Raw genomic sequence first — 22034 nt, 5'->3', positions numbered from 1 at the left:
AGGAGTTTAGCGATGGCGATCATGGGAGTCGAAAGCGTCATCTTCGGGGTTGATGACGTCGACAAGTGTTCCCGCTTCTGGCGGGACTTCGGGCTCGTCGATCTGGGTTCGGACGAGCGGACCGGCACGTTCGAGGTGTCCAGCGGATCGCAGGTCGTCGTCATGCGCGACGACGATCCGCGATTGCCACCACGAAGCATCGAAGGCAACGGGATAAGGCTCACCGTCTGGGGCGTGGACACCGCGGCGAACCTGGAGTCTCTCGTTCGAGGCCTTGAGACGGTGGTCGAGGTTATCAGGGACGACCAGGGCGCCGCCTTCTTCAAGGCGCCCGACGGACAGCATGTCGGCCTGCGGGTCTGGCAGAAGCGCGCGGTCGTCTCGGTGGCCGACCCCGTCAACACTCCAGGCTCGATCAAGCGGCTCAACCAGACGCGTCAGTGGCGCAGGCGCGCGATACCGAAGACGATCAACCACGTCGTCTTCTTCTCGCCCGACTACGTGGGATCGTACGAATTCTACAGGGATCATCTGGGTTTCCGATATTCCGATCACAGCAAGGGCGTGGGCATCTTCGCCCGGGCCGACGGCACCTACGAGCATCATTCGATCTTCTGGGTGAATTCCGATCTTCCGTTCGCACCGGACGGGCACGGCTTCATGCACATAGCCTTCGGGCTGGACGACATCGACGAGGTGATGATCGGCGCGAACATCATGGAGAAGCGCGGCTGGAGGAACACGAGTGTCAACAGCTCCGGCGGCATCTCCCGGCACAGGCTCAGCTCGGCGATCTACTACTACGTCGACAACCCGAATGGGGGAGAGGCGGAGTACCACGCCGACACCGATTATCTCGACGACAACTGGGTGCCGCGGGCCTGGAGCTTCAAGTTCGCCGCGCTCATGTGGGCAGCCAGGATACCGCCGATGTTCGCGGGCGACGACATTCCCTGGGAGGTGGACTTCGACGCCGACGAGCGCTCGTTCGAGGCGTTCCGCAAAGGCAGGTCAAACCCGCATCAGGCCGAACTCGACCAGATGACCAACGACGACGAGCACGCGATCTGATGGCCATGTTCTCCTACTTCCCGGGCAACTACGTCTGGAACCTGGCGGTTGACATCGCGATAGAGAGCGGCGCGCAGATCGGCGAGATCGAGGAGATGTGCGCTCCGTTGCGGGAGGCTGCTCTACAGGGCGCGGATGTCGGTACCGTTCAATTCATGGCCAGGTGGGTCGAAATGGCCGATCGCCTGTCGGACCTGGCGGAGGAGGATCTGGCGCTCGGCCGCGCCTTCTCCGCGTCCGGCAAGCTCGACCGCGCGGCGCTGTACTATCAGACGGCCGAGCGGATGCTGCCGCATGGGCACGCCGACAGGATGGCGGTGTTCCGCAAGGGCATCGATGCATTCCGACGCGCCGCGGAGCTCGGAGGGCTCAACCGTGAGCGGGTCGAGATCTCTTACGGCGGCGGCGTCATTCCCGGCTGGTTCACGCGCGCTGAGCGCGGGGACGGCGCGAGGCCGACGATGGTGTTCGTGAACGGCCTCGACAGCTCCAAGGAGATGCTCGTCTGGACGAAGCTCGGGACCGAGTTGGCCCGCCGTGGCGTGTCGACCCTGCACATGGATCAGCCTGGAACGGGCGAGGCGCTGCGGACCCATGGACTGACGGCCGTGCCGGACACCGAACGCTGGGCATCCGTCGTGGTCGATCATCTCGAGGGTCGTGCCGACGTGGATCCCGCGCGGATCGGAATGATGGGCCTCTCGCTTGGCGGCTACTACGCTCCGCGAGCCGTGGCGTTCGAGCCTCGCTTCGCCCTGGGGGCCGTCTGGGGCGCAAACCACAACTGGGGCGAGGTCCAGTTGAAGCGGCTCAACCGCGAGGGCGAGAACCCGGTACCGCACTACTGGGAGCACGTCCGCTGGGTATGGGGCGCGGCGGACATGGACGAGTTCCTGCAGATCGCGCCGAGGGTGTCGCTGGAGGGAGTGCTCGATCGGGTGCACGTGCCCTTCCTGGTGACGCATGGCGAGAAGGACCGGCAGATCGGCGTGGAGTACGCCCATCGGACCTTCGACCAGCTGGTCAACAGTCCGAAGCGCGAATTGAAGATCTTCGACGATCGCACCGGAGGCGTCGAGCACGTCAGCCTCGACAACACGTCCTATGCCAGATCCTTCATCGCGGACTGGATCGCCGAGACCTTTCAGGAGCGCACTTCATGAGCGTCGAACCCGGAACGCCGTTCCGCCGCATCGTCACCGGCCATCGAAGCGACGACAGGGCCGTGATCGTCAGCGACGCCCCGCCCACGCGGGTGTTCGACCAGCTCGGCGAGCCTGGCCTCGTCTTCTACGAGGTTTGGAACACCTGCTCCTCCCCGGCACGGATCGGACGAGACGATCTCGAACCGGCGGAGGAACGCCTCATCCTTGCGCCACCCGAGCGTGGCACGCGAATACGGGTTCTCGACATTCCCCCGGACAGGTCGGACACCGACTTCGAAACCGTCTTCGACAGCATCGGAGGCAGGGAGGCCCACGTGGCGGACCCGACGCGCCGCCACGCCAGCTTCCACCGCACGAGGTCCGTCGACTACGGCATCGTCCTTTCCGGCGAGATCACCCTCCTCGTCGACGAGGGCGAGACCACCCTCGGGCCGGGCGACATCGTAGTCCAGAGGGGCACCAACCACGGCTGGATCAATCGCTCGTCCGTGCCGTGCAGGATGGCGTTCGTGCTGATCGATGGAGTCTTCGAGGACGGCATCGCGTGACGCTCGTCGTCGTCGGCGCCGCCGGCTTCGTCGGTGCCGAGGTCGCGGAGCACCTCGCCCAGGTGAGATGGCGCGGCGAGGTGCGACTGTTCGACAGGGTCTCGGGCGCCGTACCTGCGGGCAGCGGCTTCGAGCGGATCGTCGGCGAACTCGACGACGACGGGGCGGTCGAGGCCGCCCTGAGCGGCGCGAACACGGTAATCAACCTAGTCTCGGTGCCGGGCGGGACTGCCGAGGCCGATCCCGGCCTCTCGCGACGCATCAACTTGGACGCCGCGTTGAGGATCGGGGAGATCCTGGCCGGGCAGGGCTCCGCATCGCCACCTAGGCTGATCTTCGCGAGTTCGATCGCCGCGTTGGGTGAACTGCGCGGACCGGTGGACGATGACACGCCGGCCCATCCGGTGCTGACCTACGGCGCACACAAGCGGATGGCGGAGATCGGCCTGGAGGACCTGCATCGGCGCGGAGCCGTGAGCACGCTGGCGCTTCGGCTCTCTGGCATTGTGGCGCGACCGGGGGATGGTGCCGGCCTTAGGTCGGCATTCCTGAGCCGGGTCTTCCATGCCGCGAAGCATGGGGATCGGTTCGTTTTTCCGGTGGGGCCGGAGGCCACCTTCTGGATGATGTCCGCGCGACAGGCCGCTTGGAACATCGTCCATGCGGCGGGGCTGGCGGACCTCCCGGGATGGACCGTGACGCTTCCCGCACTCCGGGTGTCTGCAGGTCAATTGGCGGCAAGTCTTTTCGTGGATCCCGATCTCGTGTCCTTCTCACCGGATCGTTCGCTGCAGGAGGCTTTCGGGTCATACCCGGCGCTGGCGACGCCTGCGGCGGATCGGCTCGGCTTCCGAAGTGACAGAGACCTCGCCGCACTGATCGAAGGCGCGACAGGCATGCAATAGCGCCATGCTGTGACAGCGGCGGCCCATTTCGTGTGAGCAAGGGCCGCTGGTGCGAAGCTTTCCCTGCTGTCACTTGTGCTGCCGTTGGGGGACCTGCAGCCCGGTCCCCTATCGCACCTCCGCCCCCAAGGGGTTTCAGACCGGCGTCAACTCGATCAGTTCCACCCCTGGTGCGGGAAGGTCGCGGGTGAGAACGAGCTTCGCGGCGGGCAGGGTTACCTCCTCGATCGCGGTCAGATCGTACAAGGCATCGAGTCGTCGGCGGGTGACCCGCACGTCACCCGTCCAGCCGGTGTTCCGGACCGAGACGTTGTACCGGCCGTTGTCCGAGTAGTCGTGAGGCACGAACGGCAGGAACGAGTCGGCCGGCACCTCCGAAACCATGCGTTCGAGAAATGTCTTCGTCTCCAACGGCATGGTCTCCGGGATGGAGAAGGGCTTCGACATGGGACTGACGGCCGGCGGTTGGTAGTTGGCGATCAGGATCTGCAGCCGGGCGCCGGATTCCGACCTGCCCGCCAGCATCGCGTAGCCCAGTTCGTCCGCTCCGGTGCAGGCCAGCCTGATGGGCGTATCCAGCATCGACCCGACCGCCTTGACGGCGTGGGCCGCTTTGGTGAATGAACCGTCCGAGCCGAAGAGGGCCTGCCCGTGATAGAGAGTGGACACCTCGATGGGGGCGTCCTGCATGTAGATCAGGCCGGCGGCCCGGTAGGCCGCGTCGGCCACCGGGCCGGCGGGCGCTACGCCGGCCCCATAGGCCCACTCGGTCACATGGCTTTCCGCTTTGGGGAAACCATTTGCGTCCAGCAGTCCACGGATGGTGCGGCCGAAGCGCACGAGGTCGAAGGGGTTCGCCGACGCGTTCGTGTAGCTGTGCCACGAGTAGAAGTCGAGGGGCACGCCGTTGATCCGGCAGTACCTGATGAAGGCGGTGCGGTACGCGTCCTCATGCAACGTCCACGCCTTGCCAGGACCTCCCACTCGAAACGCGGAATTGACCGCCTTTAGCGCTCGTGCGGCGCTCGCATACAAGTGATAGTACTGCTCCGGGCTCCCGGACCAGAAGGGTGCCGGAAAGTCGGGTTCGTTCCAGATCTCCCAATAGCGGATGCGCGCGTCAAACCCGCCGGCCCAGCCCTCGCCGTAGTGGCGCGCCACGTTTCTTACCACTCGAGCGTACAGGTCGGGATCGGGCGGGGTGGTGTCCGCGCCCCAGCTGCGGCCAACCCGATAGTAGGGTTCGGCGCCTGCGGCGAGGATGGCGCGCATGGCGCGGTCGCTGGTCGAGAAGTCGTAGCTCGACGCCCGATCTGGATCTGCGTTCGGGTCCGGGAAGATCGTCGTCAGCGTGTCGACCGGCACATGCTCCGAGGTCAGCTGGGGGTCGCCCTTGCGGAGATAGCGCGAATCGATGTCGAACGCGCCGTAGAAGTCGTGGGTGCGGATCATCGACACGCGCAGCTCGCGGTACTGCTTGGTGAGGTCTGGATGGTCCCAGTCCGCGATAGGGCCGCGATTCACGCCCTGCAGGTTGCGGATCCGGCCCTTTGATGATCCGACGTCGACGTCGAGCGTCTTGTGTGCCGCGGAAGCCGCGGCGACCCGGGGCGCGAAAGAGATGGCGGCCCCACCCGCCATAAGGCCGAGGAGCGAACGCCTTCCCAAGGTCGTTCCGACGCTTCTCTCTAAAGAAGCTTCGCGATTGAACATTGCCATTTCCTTTCAAGGTTTAGCAGCTCAGAGCCGGAGGCGGGCAGCGCGATGGTGAAGGTGTTCGAGCGGTGCAAGGGCGACGTCGTTGTCGCGTCGACCTCTCGAAGCCCGCTTAAGAAAGCAGAGCGCTTTCGATTCGGTGTCGGAGCGAAAGCAGTCGCGGTGGCGTGATATTCGGTGATTTGAGCCGAAGCACCACTCGACTAGGCCTTTGCGTCGTGCGGACAGGCCGAACGGCCAGGTGTCCAAGACGACATTACTCGTTTTGCCTGTTCAAGGTGCGTTGTGGCGGAAACGGGTGATCGACTCTCGATCACTCTGATCTGGCAGACCTCGGCCGTCCTGCCGAGTTGACCGAGCTGCATAGTGGTCACTCTTCCTCCCTGCATGAGGCCACCCAAATTCGTTTGGTGGTCTACCAGTCCTCAATCGCACCAGAAAATTCATAAGTCGGATGATGGGCCATCAACCGTCCTTATGGATGGCCGGTGTCGGGGAAGTAAGGTGCGGCAGCGACGTGGCCTTGCGATGCGGATGCGGTGAGTCGATTTCGACCCGGGCTGACCGGCAAGTGACGTGAACTTTGCGGCAAGGCACCCGAGGGAGACTACTCTTCAATCGATGTTCAGCGACAGCTTGGCTGACCTACTTCGATGACCGCAAGCTGGATTTCGTCTGCCGGCAGAGACATCGGTGCGCCGAGTCGCAAGCTGAATCGCCATACCATCAAACGAGGTCGACCACGTCGAGGTCGGTCCCGACCAAGCCATTCCGGACCGGCATTTGACGTCCTCCCTTTTTCTTCATCCGATTTGAGTGAGAGTTCTCCGGCCCTTTGAAGCCAGCGGGCAAGGAGCTGGACATGAAGAAGACGAGGCACACCGAGGAGCAGATTGCGTTTGCGCTGAAGCAGGCGGAGACGGGTACGTCGGTGGCGGAGGTGATCCGCCGGATGGGGATCTCGGAGCAGACATTCTATCGCTGGAAGAAGGTGTACGGCAGCCTCGGCGTAGGCGAGCTGCGGCGCCTGAAGCTGCTCGAGGAGGAGAACCGCAAGCTCAAGCAGCTGGTCGCCGACCTGAGCTCGGACAAGCACGTCCTGCAGTACGTGCTGGCAAAAAAGCCCTGACGCCTGGACGACGGCGCGAGCTCGTCGCGCACGTTCAGGCGTCTCATGGTGTCAGCGAGCGGCGCAGCTGTTTGGTGCTGGGCGTTGACCGGTCGTCGGTGCGCTACGTGTCGCATCGGCCGGGTCAGGCGCCGCTCATGCTGCGCATCCGTGACCTGGCGGCGACACGGACGCGATACGGCTATTTCCGCATCTACATTCTGCTGCGCAGGGAAGGATGGTTCGTGAACCACAAGCGCGTCTACGGCCCTACCGGGATGATGGACTGAGCCTTCGGCTCAAGAAGCCCAGACGCAACGTCAGCGCCGCCAACCGCGACCGGCAGCCAGCGGCCGCGGCAGCAAACGAGATGTGGTCGATGGACTTCGTTTCCGACGCGTTGTTCGATGGCCGCCGATTGCTGGCGCTGACCGTGGTCGATGCGTTCACGCGCGAGGCGCTGGCGATCGACGTACGGACGAGCTACCGCGGCTCTGACGTGGTCGAGACGCTCGACCGCATTGCCGCGGTACACGGTCGTCCCAAGCGCATTCGTCTGGATAATGGCCCGGAATTCATCTCGAGGGATCTCGACCTGTGGGCCTACCAGCATGATGTGGTGCTGGACTTCAGCCGTCCTGGCAAGCCCACCGACAATGCGTTCGCGGAGGCGTTCAACGGCCGGGTGCGGGCCGAATGCCTCAACGCATACTGGTTCTTGAGCTTGGACGACGCACGGGTAAAATGTGAGGCGTGGCGGCGCGATTACAACGAGCACCGTCCGCATAGCTCCCTCGGCGACCAGACCCCGATGGAGCGCGCTTTTTCGTCAGGGCAGGCATGCCTGCCCTGACGAAAAGAGAGCCGGTTTTCCCATAAAGACCGGACCAAAGACTGGGTGAGGCTCAGAACGCCGAAGACTCACCCTCGACCTGGATGAGAAACCGGGGGACCCTCACGGACGGCGTACGCCCACCGCATAGCGAAAGACGCAAGCCTCCACCTCGATCCTGACGAATCGCGTGACGTTGCGATGCAACACGGTCAGGGGCGAGGAGCGCATTCGGGAACTATGAACTCGGTCGGCCGGATAGGGTCGCGACTCCGCCTCGCGGCGGACGAACTCGTCTCTCGACATGCTGTAAAGCTCGCATTGGTGGTAGGAATTCGACCGGACGACGCAGCCTGCACGCCGCTTCGTTCTCTGTTATTTCAGGGCGTTGAGCAAAAAGGTCATGCGGTCTGCCATCAATTCGGGGCGACTGAGCGGATCGCTGACTCCGTGCCCCCCCTCCTGATCCTCCAGGTAATAGGCTGTGGCCCCCGCATTCTCCAATGCTGCCGCCAGCTTTCGGGCGTGACCCGGACCTACGCGATTGTCTGATGTCGCCACGGTTATGAAGAAGGGCGGATAGGTCTTGCTCGCTACGACGTTCTGGTAAGGTGAGTAGGCGTTGATGGAAGCCAGCATCGCCGGTATCTTGGCATCGCCATATTCGTTCAGCCAGGCCGCGCCCATGCCCATGTAGGGCAGACGGACGAGGTCGGTCAGCGGCACATCGCTGACGATCGCACCGTACAGATCCGGTCGCTGGGTCCCCATGACGGCCGCCAGCAGGCCGCCATTGGAGCTGCCGAACACGCCGATGTGCTTCGGCGTGGTCACGCCGTCCTTGATGATTGCCTCGGTCACTGACGCGAAATCATCATAACTTTTTTGCCGCTTCTCTCGGATGGCGGCCTGATGCCAGGCTTCACCCCGCTCGCCTCCGCCGCGGATTAGCGGGATCGCAAGCGCACCTCCGCGTCGGAGCCATGGAACGATGGACTTGCCCCCCTGGACATAATCCAGATAGCCGGGTGAAAGGCTGATCCCGAACGCGCCGTAGCCCGTCATCAGCAGCGGCGTCGCGCCGGGTTTGATCTTCCGCGGACGGACTAAGTAATAGTCGATCGGAGTGCCGTCCTTCGAGGGCGCGGACTTCAGCTCGGCTACGAGGCCGCTCGCGTCGAACGCGGCCTGTTCGGAATGGAGCGTCGTAGACGCGCCGTCGCCGGCAAGGTCCAGCCGGCTGGGCAGTAGGAACCCCGCGCGCTTCAACACGACGGCGTCGCTGTCCGGATCGGATGCCTGGATCGCGACGGCGGTGCCCACCGCCTCATCCTTGCCGCTCTCGATCCGCCAGCCGGTGTTTGTTGCAGTCGCGGTGACGAGGCGCTGAAGCCCGCGGCGATTGAGCACCATCTGCACGCCGGTCCTGGTCGGGGCGATGCCGGTATAGGTGTCGCTCAGGAACTCGCCGTCGGAGGGGGTGAAGACGAGGCTCAGCCGTTGCGCCGCCGGCGTGGCCGTTCGCGTGTCGAAGGCGACCACGCTCTCCGCCGGCAGGGTGCGACCTGCCACCTCGGCCGCTTCTCCCAGCTGCGCGATGATCCGGCCGCCCCCGGCATTGCCCAGGATCATCTTGGTCTTGCGGGGCAGCGGTGCGACCTCGACGCGACCGTCGGAGCGGACGACGACATTCTCGATGGTCGAGTAATCGATCGCGCGCATGATCACGCCGACCCGGTCGGCTCCTTCGCCGGTCGCCCGGATCGTCATGATCGCGTCGGTCGGCTTCGCCGTATACACGGTCTTCGCCGCCGACAGCGGCGTACCGCGCTTCCAGATCGCCACGGATGCGGGCCAGCCGGTGGGCAGCTTGGGCCTGTCGCCGACCGTATGCTCGATCAGCAGGCGATCCTTGTCGAGCCAGTCTACGAAGGTGCGGCTGGCGGGCGCGCGAAAGCCGTCCGTCACGAAGCGCCCGGTCGACAGGTCGAACTCGCGCAGTTCGGTCTCGTCGCCGCCCAGGGGCGACAGCAGCAGGATGCATCGCAAATGGTCCGGCGGCGCGCAGACGACTGACGTGGCGGCGAAGTGAAACTCGTAGGCGGTGCCCTCGGCCCTGCGCAGCGCGTCGATGTCGAGCACGTCGCGCCAGCCGCCCGGCACACCATCGGCGCCTCGGCGGCCGACGGACAGGACGCCGTGCGGATGGGTGACCGACCGCTGGAAGCGCAGGGCTACGGATCCGAACAGCAGATATTCAGGCGGCGGATCGCCGGCCGCGAGCAGCGCCTTCAGCTCTGCCTCGATCTCCGCGTGCTGGGGCATGGCGGCGATCGCCGTCTGCGCCCTTTGCGTCTGCTGACGCGCCCAGTCGAGAGCCTTGGAATCAGTCGGGGTTTCCAGCCAACGAAACTTGTCCTGTGCTGCAACCGGCGACGCCAACAACATGGCAAGGGCCGACACCGTGTACAAAAACCTCATCCTCATTCTCCCTTTGCACTCAATGGCGCATTCACCGTAAGCGATTGGATAGAAGAAAGTAGCGTGGCGCCTGCGGGAATTGCCCCCTTGTCCTGTGCGACATAGTATAGCTTCGAGGGAATTGCCATTTCAAGTACATCGCCGACGCCGGTCACTTGCAACTTTTCTTGCCATACTGGTAAGAAATTGCCCAGTGAGAAGGTGGCCGGTTTGTTACGGTCGAAAGAGCTGTAGAATTTTGCATCATCAACTAGGTTGCCGATATATTGCGCTGCTACCGTATCTCCAGGTTCAGGATGGCGATCCGTGCCGTCACCTTTTACCCCGCGCCAGCGCAGGCGGTTGTGGGTAACGTTCCAACCCTGAGTCGAGCCCCGCACGACCAACGCGAGCTCCTGCAAGTTCAGGTAGGCGGCGCTTGGCGCCCCCGCCATCGCCGATGCAGCGAGCAATGTGGCGATGGTGATCGCCGGAATCGCCCTAAGTCGCCTAGCGGTCACTGCTCGCACCCGTCAGATAGCGATCGAACCAGGCGATTGTCCGCTCCGCCGCGTCGATCTGGTTCTCGCGTTTGAGAAAGCCGTGGCCTTCCTCGGCATAGACTTTCACGTCGACGGTCCGGCCCGCCTGCTTCAACACATCGACGATCTGCTCGGCCTCGTGCGCGGGCACTCGGATGTCGTTTGCGCCCTGCAGCACCAGAAGCGGCGCCTTCGTGTCGTGCAGATAGGTGAGCGGGCTGACCCGCGTGTAGACCGCCTTGTCCTTCGTCGGATCGCCGATCAAGGCGCGCTGATATTCGCGTAGTGCCGGCGAGCCGCGCTCCCACATCGTGTTCCAATTGACGATGCCGTATTCTTCGACGCCTGCTGCCCAGAAGTCGGGCATCCGGGCCACGGCCATAACCGTCATGAAGCCGCCATAGGAGCCGCCGGTGATGCCGATCTTCCTGGGATCGGCATAGCCGGACGCGATAAGGAACTTCGCGGCCCCGGCCTCGTCCTCCAAATCGCGGCCACCCAGGTCACGCCGGTTCGCCTGTTCGAAGGCGCTGCCGTATCCGGTCGAACCGCGGACGTTTGGCGCGATCACCATGTACCCGCGCGAGGCGAGTGCCGTCGCCGTGCGGTCGAAGTCGTCGGAGGTCTGATAGGTTGGGCCGCCATGGGCGAGGACGACGACCGGCGCCGATCCGTTGCGCTTCAGATTCCACGGCATCCACAGCACCGCGCTGATTACCGTGCCGTCGGCGCTGGGATAGTGGACTATGCTGGTGCGCGGCAGCGTGTCGGGATCAATGCTGGCGAGACCCAGCCGGGTGAGTCGCGTCGTGGCTCCCGTTGCCATGTCATAGGTCCAGTAATCGAACGGCGCGCTGCCGGATGCGTGCGGAAACAGCAGCTGCCGCCCATCGGGCGAGAAGCCGGGCAGGATGCCGAAGGGGTCGCTGACCTTGCCGTCCGGCAGCGGCAGCCGCTTTGTCGTCCGGTTTGCGCGGTCGTAGGCATAAGCCTCGTCGCGGCCGTCGACATTGGCGACGGCGATCACGGTCCGCCCGTCCGGCGAAAAGGCGCCCGCCGTCTGCGGCCAGGGTCCCGGCCGGATCGGCAGCCGCTTGCCCGATGTCAGATCGAGCAGCATCGCCTGATGCAGTCCAGCCGCGTTCTCGCTCGTCAGCGACAGGGCGCGGCCGTCAGGCGAGAGCGCGCCCGCGCGTTCGAACGGCTCGGCCGGTCCGCCCGCGATCCGCGTCGCGGTGCCGGTCGCCACCTCCAGCCGCCAGACGCTGCTCCCGGTCTGCGCGGCGTTCATGCGATTGGCGTAGAGGAAGCGCCCGTCCGGGCTGAAATCGAGGACGTACCAGTAGACGCCGGCTTCCTTCTCCTGCGTCAAGAGCCGGACCTTGCGGTCCGCCAGCGACATCACCGCGACGTTGGTGCTCGGTTCGGCCGCAACGCGCCGATTGAAGGCGACCAGGGTCGAATTCCGCGTAAAGGCGAATGGCCCGGTGTCGGATGCGTCCGGCGTCGCGGTGAGATTGACGGCGGCGCCCCCCTGCGCCGGTATGGCGAAGATGTCGTAGATCTCGCGCCCGCCCACGTCGGAGGCGTAGAGCAGGAGCTTTCCGTCCGGCGTCGCGCCGGGATAATATGTCTTGTCCTCAGACTGCTGGAGCTGGACCGGAAAGCCCCCCCGCGGCACGCGCCAAAGGTTGGTGCGCCCCGTCAGGTCAGTGGCCATCACCACCTGCCCGTCCGGCGTCCATGTCGCGAAATAGCTGGAGCGAGTGAAGAACAGGTCGGCGATCGGCACCGGCCGCGCCGCGGGAAGTGCCGGCGAGGTAAGGCTCTTCGGATCGGTCAGCGGCCGATCGGGCGCGCCCTTCAGGACGGGCGTGCCGGGACGACGTGGGTCGGGCCGCGCTTCCTGCGCGGCGCCCCCCGTGGCCATGGCGAGAAGGAGCGTGGTGACGATGGTCTTATGCATGGTCGTTGACTCCTCAGCGTGCCGGGCCGCCGAAGCGTGCGGTCAATTCCAGTCCGATCGTCCGCGGACGCAGGCGGTTGGACACGATATCGAGCGCACCCGACGCAAGCGGCTGCACCTGGCGAAAGCTGGTCGCGCCCGTCTCGTTCGTGAGATTGTCCACGAATGCGGCGATCGTCAGCTGCTTCAGGTCGACCCCGACGCGAGCGTCGACGCGGTCGATGGTGTCGCCCGGCCGATAGGCGGGAAACGACACGAACTGGCGTGGCGAGCTGTGCTGCCAGCCGACGCGGCCAAAGGCATCCAAGCCCTCCCGAACCGTCGTGCGATAGTCCGCCGAGGCGTTTGCCGTGAACCTGGCTACATCGTCGACTGGTGCGCCGTCGACGATGCCGGTGCCGGCGACCGCACCCGAATAGGTCGCATCATTGTACGACCCCCCTGCGTTCAGGGACATGCCGGCAGCCGGACGCAGGACGACGTTTAGTTCGGCCCCCTTGGTCTTGGTGCCGTTGGAGTTGATGAGGCCATTGAAGCCGGTCTGCGCGATGGGGATGCGGACCGTCACGTCCTTCCAGTCGCTGTAGTAGACAGCGCCCTCGATGGTCATCAGCCGTTCGAACAGATCCGCCTTGGCACCAACCTCATAGGTCCAGATCGAATCCTGATCCAGCGCCCGCGGCAGGAGGATGCCGAGAGGCGCGGCAAGCGCAACCGACGCCGTCGGCTGAAGCTGTCCCGCGCGGAAGCCTTTGGCGGCGCTGGCATAGATGTTAACATCGGCCGAGGGATGCCAGGCGATCGAGAAGCGGGGATTCCAGCTTCTGTATGTGCGTCCATCATCCGTGGTAATCACGCCGGCATTGGCTTCGAACCCGTCGAGCTTCTCCTCAAAATAGCGCAGTCCCGCGGTCAGGTCGATCGGTGCGAAGGGAAGGGTATAGGTGCCCTCGCCGAAGGCCGCCCGCGCCCGCGACTTTGTCACGTCGATGTTGTCGAGGCCGAACAGCGCGAACACGAAATTGTCCTCGCGACGGGAGTCGCGGACATAGCCCCCGATCGTCCACTGGAACGGACCGGTGCCGCTGGACGAGAGCCGAAGCTCATGCGCCTCCACCTTGATCCCGATGTCGGAGATCAGAGTTCCACCATATAGCGATCCCGACTGCGGCAGCTCGAAGCTGTTGTGCGAATAACCGTAGAAGATCTCCGCGCCGCCCAGGTCGTAGCGGGCGCTGGCGCCATATAGCCGGTATCGCGCGCTGGAGGCGAGAACGGCCGCCTGCGACTGCTCGCCATCGTCCGTCGCCTGACTTCCGCCGCCGGGGAAATCGCCCCTGTAATACCAGTAGCTGCCGTTGATCGTAAGCCGATCGGTCGGATCAAAGCGCGCCTTGGCGCGGAAGGTGGTATAGGTCTGATCGTTGAGATTGCGCTGTCCGGTGGCCGCATTGTCGATCCAGCCCGGAAAACGTTCGCCGGTGCCCGACACGCGCACCGCGAGCACGCCGGGCACGATCGGGGCGTTGAAGGCGCCCTTTATTCCGCGGTTCGTTCCGCCATCCTGCGTGCTGGAGACAAAGGTGGATCCCCGTGCCTCCCAATTGTCGAGGTCCGCGCCTTTGGTCAGGATGCGCACCGTGCCGCCCAGCGACCCTTCGCCGAACAGAGTGCCTTGCGGGCCGCGCAGCACCTCTACCCGGTCCAGGTCCCACGCACGCGTGTCGGGCGCGATCGGCACGGTCACGCCGGTGAACGGCAGATCGTCCAGGTAGAATCCGTTCTCGTTCCCGCCGAGCGACGTCGATATGCCGCGGATGGTGATCTTCTGCGTGCCGGTGCCCTGGTCATAGACGCCGACGCCAGGCGCCTCTTGGAGGAAGTCTGACAGGTTGTTCGCGCCGCGCCGTTCCAGCGTGTCGCCCGACACAGCCGTGATCGCGATCGGCACGTCGATGGCGCGCTCCTCGCGCTTGCGCGCGGTGACGATGATGTCGCCGCCGCTCGTGCTCGCCTCCGTCGGGGCAGGCGTTGCGGGTTCTGATTGAGCTAGGGCGCCCGCCGGCGCAAGTCCGGCAAGCAACGCCAGCATCGAACAACTGTACGTCATGCGCGTCATGATGAAGGCCCCCGTTTTTTGTATCGGTGAACCTAAGACGGATGAGCGCGCGCGCGGGACAGCGAGACTTTGCCAAAAAGTTTCATCGCCGCGACATTTTTTACGGTCTGGCGGCAAGCCCCAAGCTGAGCTCGATACCGAGCGTCCGCGGGCGTAGCCGGACGGCGAAGATGTCGTCCGGACCTGACGGCTGTTGCTGCACCGTGCGGGAGTTAACAGCGCCGTTCTCGTTCAGCAGGTTGTCGGCGAACAGTGCGATCGATACCTGCCCCAGTTCCAGGCCGACCCGAGCGTCGATGCGGCTGATGCGATCCCCCGGCAGATAGCCAGGAAAGGAGACGAACCGGCGAGGGCTGCTGTGCTGCAATCCGATCCGGCCAAAGCCCTGAGCATCCCCTCCCAGCCTGGTGCGATAGTCGACGGCGGCGTTTGCGAGCAGCTTTGCAACCTCGTCCACTGCCCGGCCTCGGACGATCCCTGTACCCGGCACCGTCGCGACGTAGACGGCGTCGGCGTAAGACGCACTGCCGGTGAGCGTCATCCCGCGAATCGGGTGCAGAGCGACCGCCATTTCGCCGCCGATCGTCCTTGTGCCGGCCGAATTCACCAACCCATTGAAACCGGTTGTGCCGATCGGCACGCGGACCGCCACGTCTCGCCAGTCGCTGTAATAGCCGGAGGCTTCCAGCGTCAGCCGTGGAAGCAGATCTACCTTGGCTCCAAGTTCGTAGGTCCAGATTGAATCTTGGCGTAACGTGGCGGGCAGCGCGATGCCGAGCGCCTCGGCCAGCCTCGCCGACGCAGTCGGCTGAAGCTGGCCGGCACGGAACCCCTTGGCGGCGCTGGCATAGATGGTCGCATCGTCTACGGGATGCCACGCCACCGAAAAGCGCGGGTTCCAGCTCCTGTAGACATCGCCGACGTTCGGGCCGACGGTGCTGGCATCCGTTGCCGAGCCGGCAAGCTTCTCCCGGTAATAGCGCAGGCCGACGGTCAGGTCGATCGGCGCGGAAGGCGGCGTCCATGTCGCCTCGCCGAAAAGCGCGCGAGCCTTCGAATTGGTCACGCTGAGATTGTCGATGCCGAAAAGCGCAAGTTGCAAATTGTCACGGCGCCACGCATCACGAGCATAGGCGCCCACGGTCCAGCGTAGCGGCCGGTCTCCCTTCGACGCCAGGCGCAGCTCGTGCGATCCCACCTTGATGCCGATATCTGAGATCAGCGTCCCGCCCAGGTAGCGCCCCCGCCACGGCAGTGAGAATTCGCTGCGCGAATAGCCATAGAAGATCTCCGTCCTGCCCATGTCGTAGCGCCCGCTTGCATTGTAGAGGTCATAGCGCAGGTCGTTTTCCAGCCCGTCGGTACGTGGCCGCTGGCCATCGTCCGTCGCGCTGGCGCTCGCGGGAAAGCGGCCCCGATAAGACCAGTAGCTTCCATCGATCGACAGGTGCCGGGCTGGATCGAAGCGCATCCGCGCACGCCATGTCACGATGCGCTGGCCGTTCACGTCGTGCTCGCCCGCCGCATCGTCGTCGATCCAGCCGGACAGGCGCTCCGCAGTGCCCGAGACACGGAAGGCCAGCATGTCGGGAATGACGGGGACGTTGAGCGCCGCCTTGAACCCGGCATTCGTGCCGCCCCCGGCGGTGGCGGAGAGGTAATCCTGCCCCTTTGTCGACCAGCCGGTCAGTTGGGCCCCCTTGGTCAGGATACGGACCGTGCCGCCCAGGGAGCCTTCGCCGAACAGCGTTCCCTGCGGTCCGCGCAGCACCTCCACCCGGTCGAGATCCCACGCGCGCACGTCCGGTGCGATTGGCACGGTCACGCCGGTGAACGGCAGGTCGTCCAGGTAATAGCCGTTCTCGTTCGCGCCGAGCGACGTGGAGATACCGCGGATCACGAGCCTCTGGAGGCCCACGCCGGTGTCGAAGATAGCCACGCCCGGCGTCTCGCGAAGAACGGCGGAAAGATCGGCCGCACCGTTCCGCTCCGCCGTCGCGCCGCTCACCCCGCTGATCGCGATCGGCACGTCAACCGCTCTCTCCTCGCGCTTGCGGGCCGTCACGATAATGTCGTCGCTGGGCGGCGTGGCGGGGGGCGGCGGGTTCGCCGGAGCTCGCTCCAGCGGCACGATGATGAAGATGCCCGATCTGCCCCGGGTGAAGCCGAGACCGCTTCCCGCGAGCAGTCGCCTCAGCGCCGCCTCCGTACTCCAATTCCCCGACAACCGCTGCGATCGCTTGCCTGCGACGGATCGGCTGTCGAACGCAACCTGGCGGCCCGATGCACGAGCGAGATCCCGTAGTGCCGTGCCCAGATCTTGCGCCGGCAGATCATAGCGAGTGGTCGGTTGCTGTGCGGACGCAACCGAACAAACAGCGAGGAGAACGGCAGCCCAGAAAACCGGCCGCCCTGCCCTGCTTCGCCGTCCCTTCCTGTGCTTGGCCTGCCCGGTCATCCTCTCGTCAGCAGAACCTTTCCGGTTCTCCGCTCGGCGCGCACTCCATTCAATTGGCGCAATGCCTCCAGGAATCCTGCGGCATCGGTTCCGTCATAAACGCCGGTCACCCGCACCTGCGCCGCGCGCGCATCGCCGACCACCAGCGGCTCGGACAAATAGCGGTTCATCCGCTCCACCGCTAACCCAAGAGGCGCATCGTCGAAGCTTACCTGTCCCTGCTGCCAGACAAGGGCATCCCGCGTGCCAGTCGATGCGACGTGAGCGGCGGTGCCGCCCGCGAACGGAACCGTCAGCTCATGTCCCGGCGCAAGCTCTGCATCGGCGGCCCCGCCGGTCGCCGTTTTTACCGGAACACCGGCCTTGTCCAAGATGGCGACGCGGCCCTCGAACAATATCACGTGGATCTCGCCGCCCAGTTTCTCCACGCTGAAGGATGTCCCTGTAGCCACCACAAGCGTGTCGCCCACGGTCACCGTGAAGGGGCGCAGCGGATTGTGCGCGACGTCGAACTTCGCGCGGCCTTGCGCCAAGGTAAGCGCCCGTTGCTTGCCATCGAGCATCGCTTCAACTTCGCTATCTGCATCGAGGGAGAGACGTGATCCATCCTCCAGCATCGTCACGCGCCGCTCACCGACCGCTGTGCGGAAAACATCGTGCTCTGGCATCGTCACAAAGGCGAGCATGCCCGCGACCACCGCTGCCACTGTGCCGAGTCCGCCGACCCATTTCAAGAGCAGGCGGGCCTGGGGAGCGCGCCATCGACGCAGGTTCACGCGGCGGAACGTGTCCAGCGCCTCACTACGCATCTGTACGACCTCCGGCGTGTTGGCGATCGCCTCCACCGTGTCCCAGGCCGCCGCTGCATGCTGAAATGCAGCGGCGTTCTCGGCATCGGCATACCATTGTTCGAAAGCGTTACGCTGATCCGCGGAGAGGATGCCATCGGACAACTCCAGACACCACAGTGCGGCCTGCTCGTCGCGGTTGGACGCGGCCAGAGCATCGTTGCGTACCAGCCTCATTGTGCGTCTCTTAAAGCAGCGGACAGCGCCGCCATGGCCTTGGCGACCTGCTGCTTGACCGCGCTTGCCGAAATGCCGAACGATGCGGCGATCTCGTCTTGGCTCATCTTCTCGTAACGATAGAGGATGAAGATCGCGCGGGTACGTTCGGGCAGTCGCGCCAACACCGCGGTTGCGATCGCGAGCTGCTGCTGACCCTCGACGATCGCGTGCGCATCCAAGGGGTCGCGGTCGCTCTGCGGCTCGGCCGCCGTGGTAAAGGCATGGCGGTTGCGGATGGCGAGGCGACGATGCCGATCGACCAGCAGGTTTTGCGCGATCCTAAATACATAGCTGTCCCCTCGAGCCTCAGGCTGGGTCAGCAGTCGCAGAAGTACCTCCTGCGTCAGGTCCTCTGCCTCAGCGGGATCGCGCAACCGCCGCAGGAAGAACGCGAACAGCGCAGGCTGCCATCGCCGCGCAAGCGCATCTGCCGATCGGTCGGATCGCCGCGATGTCATGTTGGAACGACCATAGCTCATTACGAGGTAGAACGCATCACCCCGTCCGAGGGACAGCGCGTCGCCTTTGTGCCATCATGAGCGCGTGCGACGATCCATCGCATGACCTTTTGCCGATTTTGAGGTCGCCGATGATAGGCTATGCGGAGCCAGGAGGTGCAGGATGGCAAGTACGACTCAGCGTCGATTCACAGACGAGTGCAAGCGCGAGGCGGTAACGCTACGTTCGGCAAGTCTAGCAACCGAGCCGCAATGCCGCCGTCCATAGACCTTATACATTGTACGGTCGGTTGCCCACGCAGCTGCGTCCCCGCGCCACTCCCTGACCCGGAAGACGACCCGCGATCCGCTCCCGGTGCTCATTCGTCTGCTCAAGCATGGCTCCTTGGACAGCGTTGAAGCAGAACTCACGCCACATGGGGTTCCTGCAAAAGCATGCGCCACCTACCACTCGACGCTCGTAAGCGTTCAAACAACGATGCCTGCGATGCTCGGCTGCGTCGTGGATAATGTGGCACCGATGGCAGAGCGCGGCAAGCTTCCGCCCTGCTTGTCGGTCGAGCCGCGGTTGAGGCGCGCGCGACGTAGCGCCGGGTCATCCGCACGATCGCAGCGAAGACCGCCTCGAGACATGGAACCCGCCGCCCGGCCTGGTCACGCCGTCGCCGGGGATCGGCGTACCGCCGTCGGCCGTTCCCGACGTCAGCGGCCCGTAGACCGTGGGGAGGCGGGCGCGCGCGCAGCTCCCCTTGGCTTGGACCGACAGCACCAGCGCCGGCGGCTCGCGCCAGGTTCGCGCTGACGCAGGAAGCCTACGATCTGATCCTCGGTGTAAACGCCTCGACGCATCGCTCGTCTCCATCTGACGAGCTGAGGTACCAATGACATGATTTTCCAGGAGCACGTTACAGCCGCCCCATCTAGGGCTGGCGCGGGACGAGGATCGGCAGTGTGGTCCCAGGAACTTCACAGGATCCTAGCAGTTGGGCAGCGATGCCAAACGAGTGATTGGCATAATCCCAACAGGAGTCCGTTATGTCCGAATCCACTGATCGTGCCCTTCTGAGCCAGGCACTGTATGCCGTTGCGACCGGCTCACCCACCGCCGTGAAGTGCACGCTGCAGACGGCTGATCGCATCGGCGACTCCGATCTGGCAAAGCATGTTCGCGATAGCGCCGAGTACTCTCGCAAGTTCGGGGAATGGTTCGCGGTGTTCAATGCGGATTACGGCGTCGAGGCTGGCGACGAGCCCAATCTGATCCTCCAGACCCAGTTGAATGTTGCGATGCGGATGATGGACGAAGCGCCGGACGCCGAAGCAGCTGATATGGCGGCGATTGATTCGCTCCGGACCGCTCTGGGCTATTGGGGGCCGCTGGTTTCTACGATCAAGCTCCACGCCGAAAAGCTAGGTCGTGCAGATATCGTCGAAGTTGCCGACAAGGGTATCAAGGCCGTGAACGAGGCTGACGAAGCAGCCGTACAGATAATTATCAAGATGTAATCTCGACAGGTTGCCCATAGTCATGTGGAGGAAAGTGCCGAGACAGTATTTCTCGGGCGGTTTCCTCCACAAATCCTGGCTCGGCAATACGTGGTCCAAAAATCAATGCTACACTGGCACGGTTGGTAAGGAAGATCATGGCTTCACCATAGATGGATAGTGCAGCAGACGTGTCGGCGAAGCAAACCTGTCTTCCATCTGCTTGCGCTCGCAGGTGTGCCAATAACCTTATGAGCTCTGCCACCAGTCTCTCGTGAAGAAGTTTAAACGATTTGCTGGGATCAAGCTGTTCTCGCAGCATTAGCTTGCCCCAGGCCGTGTTGGTTCCTGTCAACGATATGCGTAGAAAAGGTTCTATGAGGCTCGAGGCGATGCCAAGGCATTCCGAGTGGCCTACATCGTTCGACTCTATGCGTTGTGCCGTCCCCAATAGGGTCGGCGAGAAATCTTTGAGGGCAACATCAACCATATAGCTGATTGTTGCCTGATAGAGGCCTGCCTTATCGGTGAAGTGGTACGCAATCATGGCTAGGTTGACGCCGGCAGCGCTTGATATGCGCCGCAGACTTGCGCCATCAAATCCATATTCCGCGAACTCGGTCAGAGCAGCATCCGTCAAGGCCGCTCGTGTTCGAGCAGCATCCTGCCTTTGATCGGAGCTGGATCGGCGTCTCATACTTACTTTGTCCGTTTCAAGTGGTCGCGTAGATTAAAACTGGCGTAAGCGTCTTCAACGAACCTGTCTTACCCGGCGGCGTTGGTTGCGGTAGATCGAACACTGTATTCCGCATATCTACAGCTATCTTCAGTAGGAACAACGATGCATTTTGAGCTTGCCTCCAGCGAATGCTTCTAGGGTCAGAACTCGTTGATCACAGCCAGGAGATGACGGTGGCAGCGAGGGAGACGCGGCTAAGGCGGTGGAGTGGCGAATCTAGTGGGTCGCGACCGGGCGCCAGTCGTTGAGGCGGCCGAATATGAAACGGATGCGGCTGCGGTGCCGGTAGCGACGCTTTTCGCATTCGGCCGGCTGGTCGCGTGATCGCCGGCCCAGGATGTGAAGCTGAATGCACCTGCCCTTGAAAGCGTCCCCGAACCAATCCGCGTCGTAGCCGCTATCACCGAGCACTCACTGCACTTTCTGGCAGGTCGTCCAGCACGCGAGTGGTGTCGCTGGCTTGCCGAGCCATCATGAAGAATCTCAAGGGCGGCCCGTTCGCATTCGCGACGGCATGAAGCTTGGCGCCCATGCCACCTCTCGTGCGGCCGATCAGACGGCCAAGGTTCCCTTTTTTCAACCCGGAGGTCCGAAGCCGTGCGGTGCGCCTTTAGGTAGGTCGCGTCGACCTTGGCGATGCCGGGTTCGACATTGCCCGCAGCCAGCCCCTTCATCATGCGCGTGAATACACCATGTTCACCCCAGCATTTCCACCGATTTTGCAGCATCTTGTGGGGGACGTAGGCGCTCGGAGCATCTCGCCAGCGCCGCGCGTTAAGGTTGACGAAGACGATCCCGTTATGCACTCGCCGGTCATACACCCAAGGCTTGCCATGGCTCTCAGGAAAGAACGGTCGCATAGGAAAGAACGTTAGCAGCCGCTCCATCTGATCCTCCGTCAACCATATCAGGTCGTACATCGCAGCCTCCTTGCGGAGTCTGGATCAGATCGCGATGCTCACATCAATGGGTCTTGTCGGTGGCGTCGGCGCGGCGTCACGGTGAGGCTCGCACTCGTGAAGCCCTACGGAGACCCGGTTATCTGTATCGCCGAGGTGATCGCGAAGGCCGGGGGCGACTGACCTGCCAGCCGAAGAGGCGAACTCATACCTGAATCTCGATGCCGCTGGCAGATCAGCCCATTGCGCACGCAGCATAATCTGCGGCCTCCACATCATGCTGATCGATCGGCGGCTGATATCGCTTCTGGTTCGCAACGTCATGGATCGTCGCCTCCTCGTCCTTCATGCAGCGGGAGAGCGGCAAAGTCGTAACGAGAAGGCGCGAGCGGTTCCAATCGGGAGTCGACTGGCTTCGGATCACGCCGGCCGGGTCGATCGAACGCATCAAGCGGCCGATGATGAAAGAGGCGGAGTTGAAACCTCGTCCGCCTT

General features: G+C 63.9%; 15 protein-coding genes and 2 pseudogenes. 6 read left to right on the top strand and 11 right to left on the bottom strand.

The window, feature by feature from the left end:
* Positions 1–12: 12 nt before the first annotated feature.
* From ACTZQ5_RS05955 to ACTZQ5_RS05940, 4 genes are read left to right on the top strand one after another with little or no spacing between them, the layout of a single operon-like run.
* The gene (locus tag ACTZQ5_RS05955) at positions 13–1071 is read left to right on the top strand and encodes a VOC family protein (protein WP_443584242.1); all 1059 of its coding nucleotides are present in this window, start codon (positions 13–15) and stop codon (positions 1069–1071) included.
* Positions 1071–2234, top strand: a complete 1164-nt coding sequence (locus tag ACTZQ5_RS05950; RefSeq protein WP_443584241.1) for an alpha/beta hydrolase family protein — start codon at positions 1071–1073, stop codon at positions 2232–2234. Before ACTZQ5_RS05955 ends, ACTZQ5_RS05950 begins: the two co-directional genes overlap by 1 nt.
* Positions 2231–2785: a cupin domain-containing protein gene (locus tag ACTZQ5_RS05945; protein ID WP_443584240.1), complete on the top strand. Its 555-nt coding sequence runs from the start codon at positions 2231–2233 to the stop codon at positions 2783–2785. Before ACTZQ5_RS05950 ends, ACTZQ5_RS05945 begins: the two co-directional genes overlap by 4 nt.
* Positions 2782–3690, top strand: a complete 909-nt coding sequence (locus ACTZQ5_RS05940; RefSeq protein WP_443584239.1) for an NAD-dependent epimerase/dehydratase family protein — start codon at positions 2782–2784, stop codon at positions 3688–3690. Before ACTZQ5_RS05945 ends, ACTZQ5_RS05940 begins: the two co-directional genes overlap by 4 nt.
* 135 nt (positions 3691–3825) lie before the next feature.
* On the opposite strand, the gene ACTZQ5_RS05935 is transcribed toward ACTZQ5_RS05940, so the two are convergent.
* On the bottom strand, positions 3826–5403 hold the full coding sequence (locus tag ACTZQ5_RS05935; protein WP_443584238.1) for a GH39 family glycosyl hydrolase: 1578 nt from the start codon (positions 5401–5403) through the stop codon (positions 3826–3828).
* Positions 5404–6268: 865 nt separating this feature from the next.
* Between ACTZQ5_RS05935 and ACTZQ5_RS05930 the strand changes: the two are divergent.
* Positions 6269–7367 (top strand): annotated as a pseudogene (locus ACTZQ5_RS05930) (IS3 family transposase).
* A 354-nt stretch (positions 7368–7721) separates the two neighbouring features.
* Here the strand turns inward: ACTZQ5_RS05930 and ACTZQ5_RS05925 are convergent.
* From ACTZQ5_RS05925 to ACTZQ5_RS05895, 7 genes are all read right to left on the bottom strand, one after another.
* Positions 7722–9827 carry a prolyl oligopeptidase family serine peptidase gene (locus ACTZQ5_RS05925; RefSeq protein ID WP_443584237.1) on the bottom strand — a complete coding sequence of 702 codons (2106 nt, stop codon included), beginning with the start codon at positions 9825–9827 and terminating at the stop codon, positions 7722–7724.
* 2 nt (positions 9828–9829) lie between these two features.
* Positions 9830–10336 (bottom strand): FKBP-type peptidyl-prolyl cis-trans isomerase, encoded by a 507-nt coding sequence (locus ACTZQ5_RS05920; protein WP_443584236.1) that lies wholly within the window; start codon positions 10334–10336, stop codon positions 9830–9832.
* A complete protein-coding gene (locus ACTZQ5_RS05915; RefSeq protein WP_443584235.1) occupies positions 10317–12314 on the bottom strand; it encodes a prolyl oligopeptidase family serine peptidase in 1998 nt (665 codons plus the stop codon). The genes ACTZQ5_RS05920 and ACTZQ5_RS05915 overlap by 20 nt, the downstream gene beginning before the upstream one ends.
* A gap of 13 nt (positions 12315–12327) precedes the next feature.
* Complete coding sequence (locus ACTZQ5_RS05910; protein ID WP_443584234.1) at positions 12328–14433, bottom strand: TonB-dependent receptor; 2106 nt, start codon at positions 14431–14433, stop codon at positions 12328–12330.
* A gap of 100 nt (positions 14434–14533) precedes the next feature.
* Positions 14534–16891: a TonB-dependent receptor gene (locus tag ACTZQ5_RS05905; protein ID WP_443584233.1), complete on the bottom strand. Its 2358-nt coding sequence runs from the start codon at positions 16889–16891 to the stop codon at positions 14534–14536.
* A complete protein-coding gene (locus tag ACTZQ5_RS05900) occupies positions 16888–17916 on the bottom strand; it encodes a FecR family protein (protein ID WP_443584232.1) in 1029 nt (342 codons plus the stop codon). The genes ACTZQ5_RS05905 and ACTZQ5_RS05900 overlap by 4 nt, the downstream gene beginning before the upstream one ends.
* The gene (locus ACTZQ5_RS05895) at positions 17913–18416 is read right to left on the bottom strand and encodes an RNA polymerase sigma factor (RefSeq protein WP_443584231.1); all 504 of its coding nucleotides are present in this window, start codon (positions 18414–18416) and stop codon (positions 17913–17915) included. Before ACTZQ5_RS05895 ends, ACTZQ5_RS05900 begins: the two co-directional genes overlap by 4 nt.
* 1035 nt (positions 18417–19451) lie before the next feature.
* On the opposite strand from ACTZQ5_RS05895, the gene ACTZQ5_RS05890 reads away from it, so the two are divergent.
* The gene (locus ACTZQ5_RS05890) at positions 19452–19922 is read left to right on the top strand and encodes a hypothetical protein (RefSeq protein ID WP_443584230.1); all 471 of its coding nucleotides are present in this window, start codon (positions 19452–19454) and stop codon (positions 19920–19922) included.
* Here the strand turns inward: ACTZQ5_RS05890 and ACTZQ5_RS05885 are convergent.
* The 3 genes and pseudogenes from ACTZQ5_RS05885 to ACTZQ5_RS05875 form a co-directional block, all read right to left on the bottom strand.
* A complete protein-coding gene (locus tag ACTZQ5_RS05885) occupies positions 19912–20541 on the bottom strand; it encodes a CerR family C-terminal domain-containing protein (RefSeq protein ID WP_443584229.1) in 630 nt (209 codons plus the stop codon). The genes ACTZQ5_RS05890 and ACTZQ5_RS05885 overlap by 11 nt on opposite strands.
* Positions 20542–20794: 253 nt before the next feature.
* Positions 20795–21560: pseudogene (locus ACTZQ5_RS05880) on the bottom strand (IS5 family transposase).
* A 214-nt stretch (positions 21561–21774) separates the two neighbouring features.
* Complete coding sequence (locus ACTZQ5_RS05875; protein WP_443584228.1) at positions 21775–21987, bottom strand: hypothetical protein; 213 nt, start codon at positions 21985–21987, stop codon at positions 21775–21777.
* Positions 21988–22034: the final 47 nt, after the last annotated feature.

It is taken from the genome of Sphingomonas cellulosilytica (assembly GCF_052321755.1).
Taxonomy (GTDB): domain Bacteria; phylum Pseudomonadota; class Alphaproteobacteria; order Sphingomonadales; family Sphingomonadaceae; genus Sphingomonas.
This window is presented reverse-complemented; position numbering and strand designations above follow the sequence as displayed.

Coding starts and splice junctions, on each gene's coding strand:
- ACTZQ5_RS05935 (WP_443584238.1), bottom strand. CDS start 5,403: ATGTTCAATCGCGAAGCTTCTTTAGAGAGAAGCGTCGGAACGACCTTG.
- ACTZQ5_RS05950 (WP_443584241.1), top strand. CDS start 1,071: ATGGCCATGTTCTCCTACTTCCCGGGCAACTACGTCTGGAACCTGGCG.
- ACTZQ5_RS05900 (WP_443584232.1), bottom strand. CDS start 17,916: ATGAGGCTGGTACGCAACGATGCTCTGGCCGCGTCCAACCGCGACGAG.
- ACTZQ5_RS05915 (WP_443584235.1), bottom strand. CDS start 12,314: ATGCATAAGACCATCGTCACCACGCTCCTTCTCGCCATGGCCACGGGG.
- ACTZQ5_RS05875 (WP_443584228.1), bottom strand. CDS start 21,987: ATGCGTTCGATCGACCCGGCCGGCGTGATCCGAAGCCAGTCGACTCCC.
- ACTZQ5_RS05955 (WP_443584242.1), top strand. CDS start 13: ATGGCGATCATGGGAGTCGAAAGCGTCATCTTCGGGGTTGATGACGTC.
- ACTZQ5_RS05895 (WP_443584231.1), bottom strand. CDS start 18,416: ATGACATCGCGGCGATCCGACCGATCGGCAGATGCGCTTGCGCGGCGA.
- ACTZQ5_RS05945 (WP_443584240.1), top strand. CDS start 2,231: ATGAGCGTCGAACCCGGAACGCCGTTCCGCCGCATCGTCACCGGCCAT.
- ACTZQ5_RS05910 (WP_443584234.1), bottom strand. CDS start 14,433: ATGACGCGCATGACGTACAGTTGTTCGATGCTGGCGTTGCTTGCCGGA.
- ACTZQ5_RS05925 (WP_443584237.1), bottom strand. CDS start 9,827: ATGAGGTTTTTGTACACGGTGTCGGCCCTTGCCATGTTGTTGGCGTCG.
- ACTZQ5_RS05890 (WP_443584230.1), top strand. CDS start 19,452: ATGTCCGAATCCACTGATCGTGCCCTTCTGAGCCAGGCACTGTATGCC.
- ACTZQ5_RS05905 (WP_443584233.1), bottom strand. CDS start 16,891: ATGACCGGGCAGGCCAAGCACAGGAAGGGACGGCGAAGCAGGGCAGGG.